At 56.0% G+C, this 15767-nt stretch carries 16 protein-coding genes and 1 pseudogene; 9 read left to right on the top strand and 8 right to left on the bottom strand.

Translation table 11 applies throughout. The features are described from left to right. The first annotated feature begins 55 nt into the window (after positions 1–55). Positions 56–1171: a ribonuclease D gene (rnd, locus tag O1724_RS13670; protein WP_122975202.1), complete on the top strand. Its 1116-nt coding sequence runs from the start codon at positions 56–58 to the stop codon at positions 1169–1171. Positions 1172–1257: 86 nt separating this feature from the next. Here the strand turns inward: rnd and minE are convergent, their stop codons facing one another. Genes minE through minC form a run of 3 tightly spaced genes read right to left on the bottom strand, consistent with a single transcriptional unit; the run spans position 1258 to position 3070 of the window. Continuing rightward, positions 1258–1524, bottom strand: a complete 267-nt coding sequence (minE, locus tag O1724_RS13665) for a cell division topological specificity factor MinE (protein WP_003859937.1) — start codon at positions 1522–1524, stop codon at positions 1258–1260. 3 nt (positions 1525–1527) lie between these two features. After that, positions 1528–2340, bottom strand: coding sequence for a septum site-determining protein MinD (gene minD / locus O1724_RS13660; RefSeq protein ID WP_003859938.1), 813 nt, complete (start codon positions 2338–2340; stop codon positions 1528–1530). Between the two features lie 22 nt (positions 2341–2362). Further along, positions 2363–3070 carry a septum site-determining protein MinC gene (gene minC / locus O1724_RS13655; protein ID WP_045343586.1) on the bottom strand — a complete coding sequence of 236 codons (708 nt, stop codon included), beginning with the start codon at positions 3068–3070 and terminating at the stop codon, positions 2363–2365. 123 nt (positions 3071–3193) lie between these two features. On the opposite strand from minC, the gene O1724_RS13650 reads away from it, so the two are divergent. From O1724_RS13650 to O1724_RS13640, 3 genes are all read left to right on the top strand, one after another. Further along, the gene (locus O1724_RS13650; protein ID WP_126296985.1) at positions 3194–3469 is read left to right on the top strand and encodes a YcgL domain-containing protein; all 276 of its coding nucleotides are present in this window, start codon (positions 3194–3196) and stop codon (positions 3467–3469) included. 47 nt (positions 3470–3516) lie between these two features. Beyond that, complete coding sequence (locus O1724_RS13645) at positions 3517–4176, top strand: fumarylacetoacetate hydrolase family protein (RefSeq protein WP_003859945.1); 660 nt, start codon at positions 3517–3519, stop codon at positions 4174–4176. Positions 4177–4269: 93 nt separating this feature from the next. Further along, on the top strand, positions 4270–4710 hold the full coding sequence (locus tag O1724_RS13640) for a YcgN family cysteine cluster protein (protein WP_015570314.1): 441 nt from the start codon (positions 4270–4272) through the stop codon (positions 4708–4710). 99 nt (positions 4711–4809) lie between these two features. Here the strand turns inward: O1724_RS13640 and dsbB are convergent, their stop codons facing one another. After that, positions 4810–5340: a disulfide bond formation protein DsbB gene (gene dsbB, locus O1724_RS13635; RefSeq protein WP_126296984.1), complete on the bottom strand. Its 531-nt coding sequence runs from the start codon at positions 5338–5340 to the stop codon at positions 4810–4812. A gap of 46 nt (positions 5341–5386) precedes the next feature. Next, complete coding sequence (nhaB, locus tag O1724_RS13630; protein ID WP_479983886.1) at positions 5387–6925, bottom strand: Na(+)/H(+) antiporter NhaB; 1539 nt, start codon at positions 6923–6925, stop codon at positions 5387–5389. 201 nt (positions 6926–7126) lie between these two features. On the opposite strand from nhaB, the gene fadR reads away from it, so the two are divergent. Beyond that, on the top strand, positions 7127–7846 hold the full coding sequence (gene fadR / locus O1724_RS13625; protein WP_003859951.1) for a fatty acid metabolism transcriptional regulator FadR: 720 nt from the start codon (positions 7127–7129) through the stop codon (positions 7844–7846). Positions 7847–7960: 114 nt separating this feature from the next. On the opposite strand, the gene O1724_RS13620 is transcribed toward fadR, so the two are convergent. Beyond that, on the bottom strand, positions 7961–9493 hold the full coding sequence (locus O1724_RS13620; protein WP_022651425.1) for a SpoVR family protein: 1533 nt from the start codon (positions 9491–9493) through the stop codon (positions 7961–7963). A gap of 321 nt (positions 9494–9814) precedes the next feature. Here O1724_RS13620 and O1724_RS13615 point away from each other — a divergent pair, with 321 nt between their 5' ends. Genes O1724_RS13615 through O1724_RS13605 form a run of 3 tightly spaced genes read left to right on the top strand, consistent with a single transcriptional unit; the run spans position 9815 to position 12415 of the window. Then, positions 9815–11113 (top strand): D-amino acid dehydrogenase, encoded by a 1299-nt coding sequence (locus tag O1724_RS13615; RefSeq protein WP_015570317.1) that lies wholly within the window; start codon positions 9815–9817, stop codon positions 11111–11113. A 9-nt stretch (positions 11114–11122) separates the two neighbouring features. Next, on the top strand, positions 11123–12193 hold the full coding sequence (gene dadX, locus O1724_RS13610; protein ID WP_003859954.1) for a catabolic alanine racemase DadX: 1071 nt from the start codon (positions 11123–11125) through the stop codon (positions 12191–12193). 3 nt (positions 12194–12196) lie between these two features. Continuing rightward, positions 12197–12415, top strand: coding sequence for a hypothetical protein (locus O1724_RS13605; protein ID WP_463726377.1), 219 nt, complete (start codon positions 12197–12199; stop codon positions 12413–12415). Here O1724_RS13605 and O1724_RS13600 read toward each other — a convergent pair. Then, a pseudogene (locus O1724_RS13600) lies at positions 12356–14023 on the bottom strand (potassium/proton antiporter); the annotation flags it as partial. The gene O1724_RS13605 and the pseudogene O1724_RS13600 overlap by 60 nt on opposite strands. 97 nt (positions 14024–14120) lie before the next feature. After that, entirely contained in the window at positions 14121–15035 is a 915-nt protein-coding gene (ldcA, locus tag O1724_RS13595; RefSeq protein ID WP_023324854.1) for a muramoyltetrapeptide carboxypeptidase, read from the bottom strand. A 107-nt stretch (positions 15036–15142) separates the two neighbouring features. Here ldcA and emtA point away from each other — a divergent pair, with 107 nt between their 5' ends. Then, on the top strand, positions 15143–15754 hold the full coding sequence (gene emtA, locus O1724_RS13590) for a membrane-bound lytic murein transglycosylase EmtA (protein WP_017384310.1): 612 nt from the start codon (positions 15143–15145) through the stop codon (positions 15752–15754). Positions 15755–15767 lie beyond the last annotated feature (13 nt).

Genomic DNA, 15767 nt, shown 5'->3' with positions numbered 1-15767 from the left:
TAAGCCGGCGTTTTTTATGGGCGCAAACAAAAGAGAGTCCGATTTGAATTACCAGATGATCACTACCAACGACGAGCTGGCTTCGCTGTGCGAGGTGACGCGTGAATTTCCCGCTATCGCCCTGGATACGGAATTTGTCCGCACCCGAACGTACTATCCGCAGCTGGGTCTGATTCAGATGTATGACGGCAAACACGTGTCATTGATTGACCCCCTCGGCATTACCGACTGGGCGCCAATGCGCGATCTGTTGCTGGATACCGCCGTGACCAAATATCTGCACGCGGGCAGTGAAGATCTGGAAGTCTTTCTCAACACTTTTGGCATCATGCCGCAGCCGCTGATTGATACCCAGATCCTCGCGGCGTTCAGCGGTCGTCCGCTCTCCTGGGGCTTCGCCGCGATGGTGGAAGAGTACACCGGTCTGACGCTGGATAAGAGCGAATCGCGTACCGACTGGCTCGCGCGTCCCCTAACGGCGCGTCAGCTTGAATACGCCGCGGCAGACGTCTTTTACCTTCTTCCAATTGCCGGCCAGCTTATGAAAGAGGCTGAGGCGTCCGGCTGGCTGTCTGCCGCACTGGACGAGTGCCGCATGACGCAGCAGCGTCGTCAGGAAGTGGTTGATCCGAAAGAGGCCTGGCGTGACATCACCAACGCCTGGCAGCTGCGCACCCGCCAGCTGGCCTGTCTGCAACTGCTGGCTGACTGGCGTCTGCGTAAAGCACGTGAGCGCGATCTGGCGGTTAACTTCGTGGTGCGTGAAGAACACCTGTGGGCGGTGGCGCGCTATATGCCGGGTAGCCTTGGCGAACTGGACAGCATTGGCCTTTCCGGGAGTGAGATCCGTTTCCACGGTAAAACGCTGCTCGCGCTGGTAGAGAAAGCTCAGCAGCTGCCGGAGGACGCACTGCCAGAACCACTGCTTAACCTGATGGATATGCCGGGCTACCGCAAGGCGTTCAAAGATATCAAAGCGCTGGTGCAGACGGTGGCGGGGGAAAGCAAACTGAGTGCCGAACTGCTGGCTTCACGTCGTCAGATTAACCAGCTGCTGAACTGGCACTGGAAGTTGAAACCGCAAAATGGTTTACCGGAGCTGGTCGCCGGATGGCGGGGGGAACTGATGGCCGAACGCCTGAATACCCTGCTGGAAGGGTATCCGCGCTAAAGAATTGTAGCCCCGGTAAGCGCAGCGCCACCGGGGAAATTGCCGGGTGGCGCGTTGCTTGCCCGGCCTACAAAACCACAACCGGATTAACGCGACTCTTCCGCTTCCGGAAGCGTCACGTTCAGCTCCAGAATCGAAATATCCCCGTCTTTTTGCTCCAGCTGAACGGTGACCATTTCCGGGTCAATCTGCACGTATTTGCAGATCACTTCCAGAATGTCTTTGCGCAGCTGCGGCAGGTAGTGCGGTTCGGCGTCGCTACGACGACGTTCCGCCACAATGATTTGCAGACGTTCTTTTGCGATGTTGGCGGTGCTTTTTTTCCGCGAGAGAAAAAAGTCCAGTAATGCCATAACTTATCCTCCGAACAGGCGTTTGAGGAAACCTTTCTTCTCTTCTTCAATGAAGCGGAAAGGACGTTCTTCTCCCAGCAGACGGTCAACGGTATCCGCATACGCTTTACCCGCGTCTGCCTGTGTATCCAGGATCACGGGCTCGCCCTGGTTAGAGGCGCGCAACACGGACTGATCTTCCGGGATCACGCCAACCAGTTTGATGCGCAGGATCTCCAGCACGTCTTCCATGCTCAGCATGTCACCTTTGTTCACCCGGCCCGGGTTGTAGCGGGTCAGCAGCAGGTGCTCTTTGATTGGCTCCTGGCCATTTTCCGCGCGACGGGATTTCGAGGCCAGAATGCCGAGAATACGGTCGGAATCACGTACTGACGAGACCTCCGGGTTGGTGGTGATGATGGCTTCATCCGCGAAGTAGAGCGCCATCAGCGCGCCGGTTTCGATACCGGCCGGGGAGTCGCAGACCACGAAGTCGAACTCCATCTTTTTCAGATCGTCGAGCACCTTTTCCACGCCTTCGCGGGTCAGGGCGTCTTTATCACGGGTCTGGGACGCCGGAAGAATGTAGAGGTTCTCGGTACGCTTATCTTTAATCAGCGCCTGGTTAAGGGTGGCATCGCCCTGAATGACGTTCACGAAGTCATACACCACGCGACGCTCGCAACCCATGATCAGGTCCAGGTTACGCAGACCGATATCGAAGTCGATTACGACGGTTTTCTTTCCCTTCTGGGCCAAACCAGTAGCGATGGCCGCGCTGGAGGTGGTCTTGCCAACGCCTCCTTTACCCGAAGTCACAACAATAATGCGTGCCATAGAAATTCCTTGTTAAAAGGGATCAATTTAACGGTTGAACGGTCAAAGCGTTATCTGCCAGTTGCAGACGGGCTGCTTTGCCATAAAATTCGGCTGGGATTTTATCGCTCAGCCAATATTCACCTGCGATAGACACCAGTTCTGCCGTCAGGTGAGTACAAAAAATTTGTGCTTCTCGATCGCCGCTGGCGCCCGCAAGCGCACGTCCACGCATCATACCGTAAACGTGAATATTGCCATCTGCAATCAGTTCAGCGCCCGCACTGACGTGGCTTGTAACAATCAGATCACAGTTTGGCGCATAAATGCGCTGACCGGAACGAACCGGCAGATCAATCAATCGCGTTTTTGTGACTGGGGCTACATTTTGCGCCGGAGGCGGGGGAGCGGGAACGGTTGCAGGCGTTGCACGTGGGGCTTTTTCTTTGCCCTCGTTTAACAAGGGCAAACCCGCGCGTTCAATTTCGGCTTTTAACTCTGCGTCTTTGCAGCCGCTAATGCCCACGATGCGCAACCCCGTGGAGGCGACGGCCTGCTGGAGCCGCTTCCAGTTAACCGGCCCCTCAATGTCGCTTACATTGACGACGACAGGAGCATGCTTAAGAAAAGCGGGAGCCTGCGCGATTTTGTCTTCTAACGCCTGACGAATAACCTCGGGTTTTGCATCATGCAAATGAACCACTGATAAGGTGAAGCTACTGCCTTTAAGCTCGATGGGCGTATTTGACATCCTGGCCTTACTCAATTTGCTATTAACCGCAACACATCGCCGCGATATTCCGAAGAGTACCAGGCATGTTATAGTCAGGAGTATATTGAGGCAAGCAACCACCCGTTAATTCAGAGTAAAAACATGTTTTGTGTGATCTACAGAAGTACCAGCCGCGACCAGACCTACATTTATGTCGAAAAGAAAGACGATTTTTCCCGCGTGCCTGAAGAATTAATGAAAAGCTTTGGCCGACCGCAGCTGGCGATGCTGCTGCCGCTGGACGGCCGTAAGAAGCTGGTGAACGCCGATCTGGAGAAAGTCAAAAAGGCGTTAACCGAGCAGGGCTATTATTTACAGCTTCCGCCGCCACCGGAGAATTTATTAAAACAGCATCTTGAGGTGAGCGGAAAGAAATAAGCCCGGGTCCTTCCGGGAACAACTCATCAACCGATTAGGGGTCGACCATGTATCAACATCATAACTGGCAAGGTGCATTACTGGATTATCCCGTCAGCAAAGTGGTCTGCGTGGGCAGCAACTATGCAAAACATATTCAGGAGATGGGCAGCGCCGTGCCGGAAGAGCCGGTTCTGTTTATTAAGCCAGAAACCGCACTGTGCGATATTCGCCAGCCGCTGGTTCTGCCGCAGGGACTGGGCTCGGTGCATCATGAAGTGGAGCTGGCGGTGCTGATCGGCGCGACGCTGCGCCAGGCGACCGAAGAGCATGTAGAGAAAGCGATTGCGGGTTACGGTGTCGCGCTTGACCTGACGCTGCGTGATGTTCAGGGCAAAATGAAGAAAGCGGGGCAGCCGTGGGAAAAAGCGAAGGGTTTTGATAATTCATGCCCGATTTCCGGTTTCATTCCGGTGAGTGAATTTACCGACGATCCGCAGAACACGCCGCTCAGCCTGAAGGTCAACGGCGAGATCCGCCAGCAGGGAACGACCGCTGACATGATCCATAAGATCGTTCCGCTGATTGCCTACATGAGCCGCTTCTTCACCCTGAAACCTGGCGACGTGATCCTCACCGGCACTCCGGAAGGTGTGGGGCCGCTGCTTAGCGGCGACGAACTGGATGTCAGTTTTAACGGCCTGTCGCTGAAAACCCGCGTGCTGTAAAAGCACCTTGCCGCCTGAAAAGGGCGGCAAAACTTGCATCAACGTGCCAGACTCGTTATAAGGTGCGCTCTATTTTGACGTGTGGACATCCCGATGAACGACATTCCTTTCTGGCAAAGCAAAACTCTCGACGACATGACCGACGCGGAGTGGGAATCGTTGTGTGACGGCTGCGGGCAGTGCTGCCTGCATAAGCTGATGGATGAAGATTCGGACGAGATCTATTTCACCAACGTAGCCTGCAAGCAGTTAAACATCAAAACCTGCCAGTGCCGCAACTATGAGCGCCGTTTCGAATATGAGCCGGACTGCATCAAGTTAACCCGTGAAAATCTACCGACCTTTGAGTGGCTGCCGCATACCTGCGCGTATCGCCTGCTGGCGGAAGGGAAAGATCTGCCCACATGGCATCCGCTGTTGACGGGGTCGAAAGCGGCGATGCACGGCGAACGTATTTCCGTGCGCCACATTGCGGTGAAAGAGTCCGAGGTGCGGGACTGGGAAGACCACATTATGAATCACCCTAATCGGTGATAATAAAAAACCCGCCGAGGCGGGTTTTTTATTGTTCACAATTGTGTCGAGTGGCGCTGCGCTTACCCGACCTGCAAAACTGACGTTGCCGTTCTGCTTTTACCTTCCAAAAAGATCGCGTTTCTTTGGTTTGAACGGCTGGGCAATCAGCACCAGCAGCGCCACCACAAAGTAGGCGACAAAAATGCCCACCAGCCACTGCGGCATCTCCAGCGTCAGGAATTCCCACTGGCGTACAGAGCAGTCACCGGAGGCCACAAACACCTGCGGCAGCCATTTATCCAGCGGCAGCCAGCTCGGGAAGCGGGCGGCAAAATCGCAGGTCATAAACGGCGACGGGTGAAGCTGCATTTGGGTGTGCTCCCAGGCAAGCGCAATGCCTTTCCCGGCGCTGTACAGCCAGATGGCAATTGCCGCATAGCGTAACGGTGATTTGGGTGCAATCGCACCTACCAGACCCGCGCCCATAATGCCGAACAGCGCACAACGCTCATAAATACACAGTACGCAAGGTTTCAGCGCCATCACATGCTGAAACCACAGCGCGACCATTTCCAGCGCAAAGGCGGTCAGGGCCATCAACAACCACGCTCCGCGACCGCGTGAGCACTGGTTCAAAAATCGCAACATAATCATTTCCCTGGAACATGCTTAGACAGCGCAGTGTAAACGAATTTTAATGCGCCGCAAGTATACCTGCTTGCAATAACCATTGCGTACAGGGAACGAGAGTAATTTTGATGCACAGTAAACCAACCAGGGTAAGCACCAGCGTATACGGCAGCGCCATCCAGACCATTCTTCCATAAGAAAGTCGTATGAGTGGTGCCAGTGCCGAGGTCAGAAGGAAGAGGAATGCCGCCTGACCGTTCGGGGTTGCCACGGAGGGGAGGTTGGTTCCGGTGTTGATCGCCACCGCCAGCAGCTCGAACTGTTCACTGCTGACAATCCCTTGCTCCATTGCGGCTTTGGCCTCATTGATGTATACCGTCCCGACAAAGACGTTATCGGATATAGAGGACAACAGACCGTTAAACAAATAGAACAGTGTTAGCTGCGAATCTGGCGTAGCCTGAAGCACAAACGCGATGATCGGCGCGAACAGATGTTGGTCAATAATCACCGCCACGACGGCAAAAAACACCGCCAGCAGGGCGGTAAACGGCAGCGCTTCGGTAAAGGCTTTTCCAATAGCATGTTCGTCCGTAACGCCGCCCAGGCTGGTTGCAAGGATAATTACCGACAGGCCAATCAGCCCCACCTCGGCAAGGTGGAAGGCCAGCGCAGCGATAAGCCACACGCCGATGAAACCCTGTGCAATCAGGCGCAGCGTCTCCTGGCGCGTGCGTTGTTTGCGGCTCTGCTCGTCAAACTTATGCAGCTCCTGGCGGACCTGATCGGGCAACGTCGCGCCATACCCAAAGAGGTTGAATTTTTCGACCAGCACACAGGTGGCTAACCCGCAGACCAGCACGGGTACGCTGACCGGCGCCATGCGCAGGAAAAATTCGCCAAAATGCCACTCAGCTGCTTTGGCGATAATCAGGTTTTGCGGCTCCCCGACCATGGTCATCACGCCGCCCAGCGCCGTCCCCACGCCTGCATGCATCATCAGGCTGCGCAGAAATGCGCGGAACTGTTCCAGCACATCGCGGTTGTGCGCCTCAACGTGGCTGTCGTCCTGCAAGTTATCGCCAGGACGAGACGAGGCCACCCGGTGGTAAATCCCGTAAAAGCCGACGGCGACGCTGATCACTACCGCCACGACCGTCAGCGCATCCAGGAAGGCAGAGAGGAAGGCTGCGGCGAGGCAAAACGCCAGCGAGAGCAGCGTTTTCGACGGAATGCTCAACAGCAAACGGGTGAAGATAAACAGCAGAAGCTGCTTCATAAAGTAGATCCCCGCCACCATGAAGATCAGCAGCAGCAGGACTTCAAGATTCGACGCTATCTCGTTTTTAACATGCTCCGCGCTGGTCATTCCAATGACCACGCCTTCCAGCGCCAGCAGCCCGCCGGGCAACAGCGGATAGCACTTCAGCGCCATCGCCAGGGTAAAGATAAACTCGGCGACCAACATCCACCCGGCAACGAAGGGATCCAGCAAAAAGATAACGGGATTAACGACCAGGAATACCAGTAAAGTGAGTTTGTACCAGTCAGGTGACTGACCTAAAAAGTTGCGCCACAGCGCGCGCCCAAATGAAATTTCCACGACAGACGTCCTTTCCCCGTCAAATAAGACAAGACATCAGTATACGCAAAAATGGCGGCAAAGCGGGGGATTAAGCCATTTGTAAATTTCATAAAAATGAAACGGCGATCCCTCTTTTCTGTCTCTGCTGCGCTATCTGCCTCTGCACGCCTCTGGTATGATGAGTGCAATTTGCTAAAGCTGTGTAATGGAAATCTCACTATGGTCATTAAGGCGCAGAGCCCGGCGGGTTTCGCGGAAGAGTACATCATTGAAAGCATCTGGAATAATCGTTTCCCTGCGGGATCAATTCTACCTGCTGAACGCGAACTCTCTGAACTGATTGGCGTCACCCGTACCACGCTGCGAGAAGTGCTCCAGCGTCTGGCGCGCGATGGCTGGTTGACGATACAGCATGGCAAACCCACTAAAGTGAATAACTTCTGGGAAACGTCCGGGCTGAACATTCTGGAAACGCTGGCGCGTCTCGATCACGAAAGCGTACCGCAGCTGATTGATAATCTGCTTTCCGTGCGCACCAACATCGCCACCATTTTCATCCGCACCGCGTTTCGCCAGCACCCTGAAGATGCGCTGAAGGTACTTGCTACCGCCAATGAGGTGGAAGACCACGCGGATGCCTTTGCGACCCTGGATTACAACGTGTTCCGTGGTCTGGCGTTTGCTTCCGGCAATCCGGTTTACGGTCTGATCCTGAATGGAATGAAAGGGTTATATACGCGCATTGGTCGTCACTACTTTGCTAACCCTGAAGCCCGCAGTCTGGCGCTTGGCTTCTATCATAAACTGAGCAAACTCTGCACCGAAGGGCTGCACGATCAGGTCTATGAAACCGTGCGTCGTTACGGCCACGACTCCGGTGAAATCTGGCACCGGATGCAGAAAACGCTGCCGGGTGATTTAGCGATTCAGGGCCGGTAAAAGAAAAAACCTCTCGATTGAGAGGTTTTTTTTCGCCGGGTGGCGGCTTCGCCTGAGCCGGCCTACAGGTCCCGTAGGCCCGGTAAGCGTAGCGCCACCGGGCAAAAAATCCCACTACAGCGTATTCAACCGCGCCGGACACCGCTCCAGCAGCTCCACGCTGCCATCTTCGTTCTGCTGTTCCAGCAAGACGTCAAATCCCCACAGGCGATGCACATGCTTCAGCACTTCCTTACGCCCCTTATCCAGCGGCGCGCGGTTGTGCGGAATATAGCGCAACGTCAGAGAGCGATCGCCGCGCAGATCCACGTTCCAGACCTGAATGTTCGGCTCAAGATTACTCAGGTTGTACTGGGACGACAGGCGCGAGCGGATCTCGCGATAGCCCTCTTCGTTGTGGATCGCGGAGATCTCCAGGAAGTTGTTGCGGTCATCATCCAGTACGGTGAAGAAGCGGAAATCACGCATGATCTTCGGCGACATGAACTGGCTGATAAAGCTCTCATCCTTAAAATCACGCATCGCGAAGTGCAGCGTTTCCAGCCAGTCGGAACCGGCAATATCCGGGAACCAGTATTTGTCCTCTTCGGTGGGCGACTGACAAATACGCTTGATATCCTGGAACATGGCAAAGCCGAGCGCGTACGGGTTAATACCGCTGTACCACGGGCTGTTATATGCCGGCTGGAACACCACGTTGGTGTGGCTGTGCAGGAACTCCATCATAAACCGTTCAGAGACTTTTCCCTCGTCATACAGGTGGTTCAGAATGGTGTAGTGCCAGAAGGTCGCCCAGCCTTCGTTCATGACCTGGGTCTGCTTCTGCGGATAGAAATACTGGCTCACCTTGCGCACGATGCGCAGGATCTCACGCTGCCACGGCTCCAGCAGCGGGGCGTTTTTCTCCATAAAGTAGAGCAGGTTTTCCTGCGGCTCGGAAGGGTAGCGACGCGCCTCGGCGACGGTTTTCTCCTCCTCACGTTTTGGCAGGGTACGCCACAGCATATTCACCTGGCTTTGCAGATACTCCTCGCGGCTCTTCTGCCGGGCTTTCTCCTCCTGCAAGGAGATCTTCTGCGGACGCTTATAGCGGTCAACGCCGTAGTTCATCAGCGCGTGGCAGGAGTCCAGCAGTTTCTCCACTTCGTCCACGCCGTAGCGCTCTTCGCAGTCGGTAATGTAGTTACGGGCGAAGATGAGGTAATCAACGATGGAGCTGGCGTCCGTCCAGCTGCGGAACAGATAGTTATTTTTGAAGAACGAGTTATGTCCATAGCAGGCGTGCGCCATCACCAGCGCCTGCATGGTAATGGTGTTCTCCTCCATCAGATAGGCAATACATGGGTTAGAGTTAATGACGATTTCATACGCCAATCCCTGCTGCCCGTGCTTATACAGCCGCTCTGTCTCAATGAATTTTTTACCAAACGACCAGTGCGGATAGTTAATCGGCATCCCGACGCTGGAGTAAGCGTCCATCATCTGTTCCGAGGTGATGACTTCAATCTGATGGGGGTAGGTATCCAGACGATAGAGTTTGGCCACCCGGTCGATCTCCGCCAGGTAGACATCCAGCAACTCGAAGGTCCAGTCGGGTCCATCGCTCAGACGGGTGCTGTCCCTGGACATGGAATCTAGTGTAGCCATTAGCGCGCCCTCGTTGTTGGTCGCTCTCTCTGACTGGAGAGCCTCCTTTCAAGCATAGATCACCCCATTCAAATACGCGGGGCGCAGAAATTTTTTCTTTGCGATTTCACGTTTTCGATACGGCAAAAAAAGCGGTGCTCACAGAATTTTCTACTGGTTAAAAATAACGCGCAGCAGGAGATCCCAAATAAGCGCTATCCCCTGATACAGCGGGATATGTGAGTTGAGTCACCATAAAAAAGTCATATGTTGAATAATATTTTCAACTAGGTTATCAATCTGTAATTAGATGATTGTTCTTTTGCTCATAATGGAGTGGCTATGCGTGTTGTCATACTGGGAAGTGGTGTCGTTGGCGTAACCAGCGCCTGGTATTTAAGTCAGGCGGGACATGAGGTTACCGTTATCGATCGCGAATCCGGTCCGGCGCTGGAAACCAGTGCGGCGAATGCGGGGCAAATCTCCCCGGGCTACGCTGCGCCGTGGGCGGCCCCGGGCGTTCCGCTGAAGGCGATCAAATGGATGTTTCAGCGACATGCGCCGCTGGCGATCAGCCTCGACGGCACGCAGTTCCAGCTTAAGTGGATGTGGCAGATGCTGCGCAACTGCGACACCCGCCACTATATGGAAAACAAAGGGCGCATGGTGCGTCTGGCGGAATACAGCCGCGACTGCCTGAAGGCGCTGCGTGCCTCAACGGGCATTGAATATGAAGGACGCCAGGGCGGCACGCTTCAGCTGTTCCGTACCGCGCAACAGTACGAAAACGCGACCCGCGATATCGCCGTGCTTGAAGATGCGGGCGTACCGTATCAGCTGCTGGAAGCCAGCCAGCTGGCGCAGGTGGAGCCAGCGCTTGCCGAGGTCGCGCACAAGCTGACGGGCGGTCTGCGTTTACCGAACGATGAAACCGGCGACTGCCAGCTTTTCACCCAGCGTCTGGCGCGCATGTGTGAGCAGGCCGGGGTGAAATTCCGCTTCAATACTTCTGTCGACAAACTGCTGTCGGAAGGGGAGAAGATTTACGGCGTGAAGTGTGGGGAAGAGGTAATCAAAGCCGATGCCTACGTGATGGCGTTTGGCTCCTACTCAACCGCGATGCTGAAAGGGATCCTGGATATCCCGGTCTATCCGCTGAAAGGCTACTCCCTGACCATTCCTGTGAAAGAGGACAGCGGTGCGCCGGTCTCGACCATTCTTGATGAAACCTACAAAATCGCCATCACCCGCTTCGATAACCGGATCCGCGTCGGCGGCATGGCGGAAATCGTGGGCTTTAATACTGAGCTGCTTAAACCGCGTCGTGAAACGCTGGAGATGGTCGTGGGCGATCTCTTCCCGCGCGGCGGCTTCATTGAGCAGGCGACGTTCTGGACCGGCCTGCGCCCAATGACCCCGGACGGCACGCCGATTGTGGGCCGTACGCCATACAAAAATCTGTGGACCAACACCGGCCACGGTACGCTTGGCTGGACCATGGCCTGCGGTTCGGGCCAGCTGCTGAGCGACCTGATCTCCGGGCGGACGCCGGCAATTCCGTTTGACGATTTGAGCGCCGCACGCTATCAATCAGGGTTTACCCCATCGCGTCCACAACACCTGCACGGCGCGCATAATTAAGGAGTCGCAATGTCCCGTCCTATTCTGGCCCAGCTGGATTTGCAGGCGCTGAAGGATAACCTGCAAATTGTTCGCCGTGCTGCGCCGGGTTCTCGTGTCTGGTCGGTGGTGAAAGCCAACGCCTACGGTCATGGTATCGACCGTATCTGGAGTGCGCTCGGCGCCACCGATGGTTTTGCCCTGCTGAATCTGGAAGAGGCCATCCTGCTGCGCGAGCGCGGCTGGAAAGGACCGATCCTGCTGCTGGAAGGATTCTTCCATGCGCAGGATCTGCCTCTGCTGGATAAGTACCGCCTGACGACCAGCGTTCATAGTAACTGGCAGATCAAGGCGATTCAGGACGCGAAGCTGCATGCCCCGCTGGATATCTATCTCAAAGTGAACAGCGGGATGAACCGTCTGGGCTTTCAGCCTGAACGGGTGCACACGGTCTGGCAGCAGCTTCGTGCGCTGAAAAACGTCGGTGAGATGACGCTGATGGCGCATTTCGCCGATGCGGAAAAGCCGGACGGAATTGCCGATGCCATGGTCCGCATTGAGCAGGCGGCAGAAGGGCTGGACTGTCCACGTTCGCTGTCGAACTCAGCGGCAACGCTCTGGCATCCTGAAGCGCACTACAACTGGGTGCGTCCGGGGATCGTTCTGTACGGCGCGTCACCCTCAGGTCAGTGGCAGGATATCGCCAACAGCGGCCTGAAGCCGGTGATGACGTTACGAAGCGAGATTATCGGCGTGCAGACGTTAAAAGCGGGCGATACGGTGGGCTATGGCAGCCGTTATCGGGCAGCGGGCGAACAGCGTATCGGTATCGTGGCGGGGGGCTATGCAGATGGTTATCCGCGCATCGCCCCGAGCGGCACGCCGGTGTGGGTCGATGGCGTGCGCACCGGCACGGTAGGCACCGTCTCAATGGACATGCTGGCCATTGATTTAACGCCGTGTCCCCAGGCGGGGATCGGGTCACCGGTTGAGCTGTGGGGCAACGAAGTTAAAATTGATGATGTGGCCGCTGCGGCGGGCACCGTTGGGTATGAGCTGATGTGCGCGCTGGCACCCAGAGTGCCTGTTGTGACGGTGTAACTTGTGTATGTGCCGGGTGGCGGCTTCGCCTTACCCGGCCTACAAAAGCCCGAAAGTAGGTCGGGTAAGCGTTATCGCCACCCGGCAAAAAAGCAGCTACTCCGCCTCTTCCTCCATCGGCCTTACGCCGACTTTGCGCACCGCATTATCTTCTTTCTCGGCTACCGTCCAGATCATCCCGGCAAACTCCACCTGGTCACCGACGACCGGCGCAGCCCCTAATAATTGCTGAATAATTTCACCCAGTGTTTGCTGGTTATCGCGATTCTCCAGTCCACCTTCCAGGCCATAAATCAGCGCCACATCCGCAAAGCGGGCGCTGGCTTCGAGGATAAAATCGCCGAAGAAACGCTGATCCAGCGCCACCGGGGGCGACTGGCTGAACAGCTTGCCGAGGGCAGGCAGGTCGCGCTCGCGGCCAATCACGCAGAGAATATCGTTCTCACGCAGCCGCGTGCTGCCGGTCGGGTGAAGCAGGGCGTTATCCCGGAACAGGGCGGCAATGCGCGTTTCAGCGGGCATATGCAGATCGCGCAGGGACGCGCCCACGCACCACTTATCGGAGCTTAGCTGGTAGACAAACTGTTCCCAGGGATTCTCAGGGTGAATATCCAGCCCCACGCGGGAGACCGGCCAGCCAATGGGCGGTACCACCACTTTGGCTTTTTTCGCCGCCCAGCCCAGCGACGTCCCTTGGAACAGCAGCGACACCAGCACCACGAAGAAGGCGACGTTAAAGAACAGGCGGGCGTTGTCCAGCCCGGCCATCATCGGGAACACTGCCAGAATAATCGGCACCGCGCCGCGCAGACCCACCCAACTGATAAATATCCGCTCACGCAGGTTAAACCCGCGGAACGGTAGCAGCCCGGCAAACACCGACAGCGGACGGGCGAAGAAGATCATCCAGGCCGACAAAAGCAGCGCCGGTACGGCGATAGGCAGCAGGTCCGACGGCGTCACCAGCAGGCCCAGCACCAGGAACATGGCAATCTGCGCCAGCCAGGCCAGACCGTCGAAGTTCTGCAAAATGGCGTGACGGTTGCGAATCGGTCGGTTGCCCAACAGGAAACCGCAAAGGTAAACCGCCAGAATACCGCTGCCGTCCAGCGCGGTGGTGACGGCAAAGATCAGGATCCCGCCGCTCAGGGCCAGCAGCGGGTAAAGGCCGGAAGGCAGCGTAATACGGTTGATCGTCTGCTGTAACAGGTAACCGCCGCCGAGACCAATGATAATCCCCAGGCCAAACTGCTGGAGGATGTGCCAGGCGAACATCCAGCTCAGGCCGGTTTCGTGCTGCTGGATCATCTCAATCAGAGTGATGGTCAGGAACACCGCCATCGGATCGTTACTGCCGGATTCAATCTCCAGCGTGGAGCCAACGCGTTCGTTCAGCCCCTTGCCGCCGAGCAGCGAGAAAACCGCTGCCGCATCGGTCGAGCCGACAATCGCGCCAATCAGCAGGCCTTCCATAATATCGAGGTTAAACAGCCAGGCCGCCATCATACCGGTCAGGCCGGAGGTGATCAGCACCCCGACGGTCGCCAGAGACAGCGCCGGGCCTAAGGCCACGCGGAACGAACTTGCCTGGGTGCGCATACCGCCGTCCAGCAGGATGACCGCCAGCGCGAGGTTACTCACCATATAGGCGAAAGGGTAATTATCGAAGGGGATACCGCCGATTCCGTCGACTCCCGCCAGCATGCCGATAGCCAGGAAAATGACAAGAATAGGTATGCCAAGGCGCGATGAAAATGAACTTAATAAAATGCTGAAGGTTACCAGGATGGAACCCAGAATGAAAAGACTGATTATCGCTGTGGCACCCAATGTCGTCTTACTCCCACCTCAATGTGAACGCTGTTATTAAAACCCTAACATATTAACAACGGTAACAGCGTTTTATTGAGGGGGAATAACGGCATTTTTATGCCTTTAAGACCGGATGACCGCTGATTGTTAACCGACTGCCTGAATTATCGTGTACAAGGTGCGCCCGGGCACCCAGCGGCAGCGTAACGGTTTGCTGCTCATGGCCGAAATCCAGGCCGGCGATCACCGGGATATCCAGGCGGGAACGAATGAAATCAATCATCGTTTCCAGGGAATAGCCTGCATCGTAATCGTTGGGGGCTGAACCGCTAAAACTGCCCAGCACAATGGCCGACTGCCGATCCAGGATCCCGGCGTGATACAGCTGCAACAGCATGCGTTCGACACGGAACGGGTGTTCATTGATATCTTCCAGCACCAGTATGCCATCCGTGATCTGCGGCAGCCACGGCGTACCAATTAGCGACACCAGCATCGCGAGGTTGCCGCCCCACAGCTGTCCTTCACATTCCCAGTGCGGTCCATTGCCTTGCCACTCGATGGTGAACGTCGGGTTTTGCAGGGCGCGCCAGAAATGGTCCTGCGTAAACGCATCCAGCTCCGGCGCGCCAAAGTTACCGGCCAGCATCGGGCCGCTAAAGGTAATGACGTTATGCAACGCCAGCAGGCCGAGCTGGATCGCCGTGAAATCGCTGTGTCCGCAGATTAACAGCGGATCCTGCTGCTGGCGCGCGGCCAGCCCGGCCCAGTCGATGCTCTCCAGCAGCCGGCTTGCGCCATAGCCGCCGCGCACGGCCAGCACAATGGTGTTTTCACCTTCCAGCGTCGCCAGGCTGTTGATATCGCTCAGTCTCTGCGCCTCCGTACCGGCAAAACGCTGCATGCGGCGGGGGATAATTGTCTGATTTTCTACCTGATGGCCCATTTCCAGCAGGCGTTGAACGCCCCGCTGTGCCGCCTCCTGATTGATGCAGTAGCCTGACGGTGCGATGAGATGAAACTGAGGCATGGCAATTCCTTGCTGAATGAGAATCTAATTGTCTATATCATGCCGCTTATACGCCGCCTGCTTCAAGGGGCGACGTACCGCGATGACCGGCTATAAGGATAGATGACGTGAAATTGAGATGGTTTGCTTTTTTGATTGTGCTGCTCGCTGGCTGTAGTTCAAAACATGATTATCAAAATCCCCCCTGGAACCCTGAAGTGCCGGTAAAGCGGGCCATGCAGTGGATGCCGATCAGCGAACAAGCCGGGAAGGCCTGGGGCGTGAGCCCGCGTCTGATCACGGCGATCATTGCCGTGGAGTCCGGCGGCAACCCGACGCTGGTGAGTAAATCGAATGCGGTGGGGCTGATGCAGTTAAAAGCCTCGACGGCGGGAAGAGAGGTCTATCGCTACATGGGCTGGAAGGGACAGCCATCCACCAGCGAGCTGAAAAACCCGGAGCGTAATATCTCTATGGGAACCGCTTACCTGAGCATTCTCGAGCATGGCATTCTGAAGGGGATTGACGATCCGGAAGTGATGCAATATGCACTGGTGGTGTCGTACGTTAACGGAGCCGGCGCGCTGCTCCGAACCTTCTCATCCGATCGCAAAGAGGCGATAGAAGAGATTAACGATATGGATAAAGATGAATTCTTCGAGCACGTTGTGAAGAATCATCCGTCAGCACAGGCTCCACGTTATATCTGGAAAGTCCAGAAAGCGATGGACGCCATGTAACGCCTTTGTCGGG

Source organism: Enterobacter cloacae complex sp. HYC074_NIDB (genome assembly GCF_056673345.1).
This window is presented reverse-complemented; position numbering and strand designations above follow the sequence as displayed.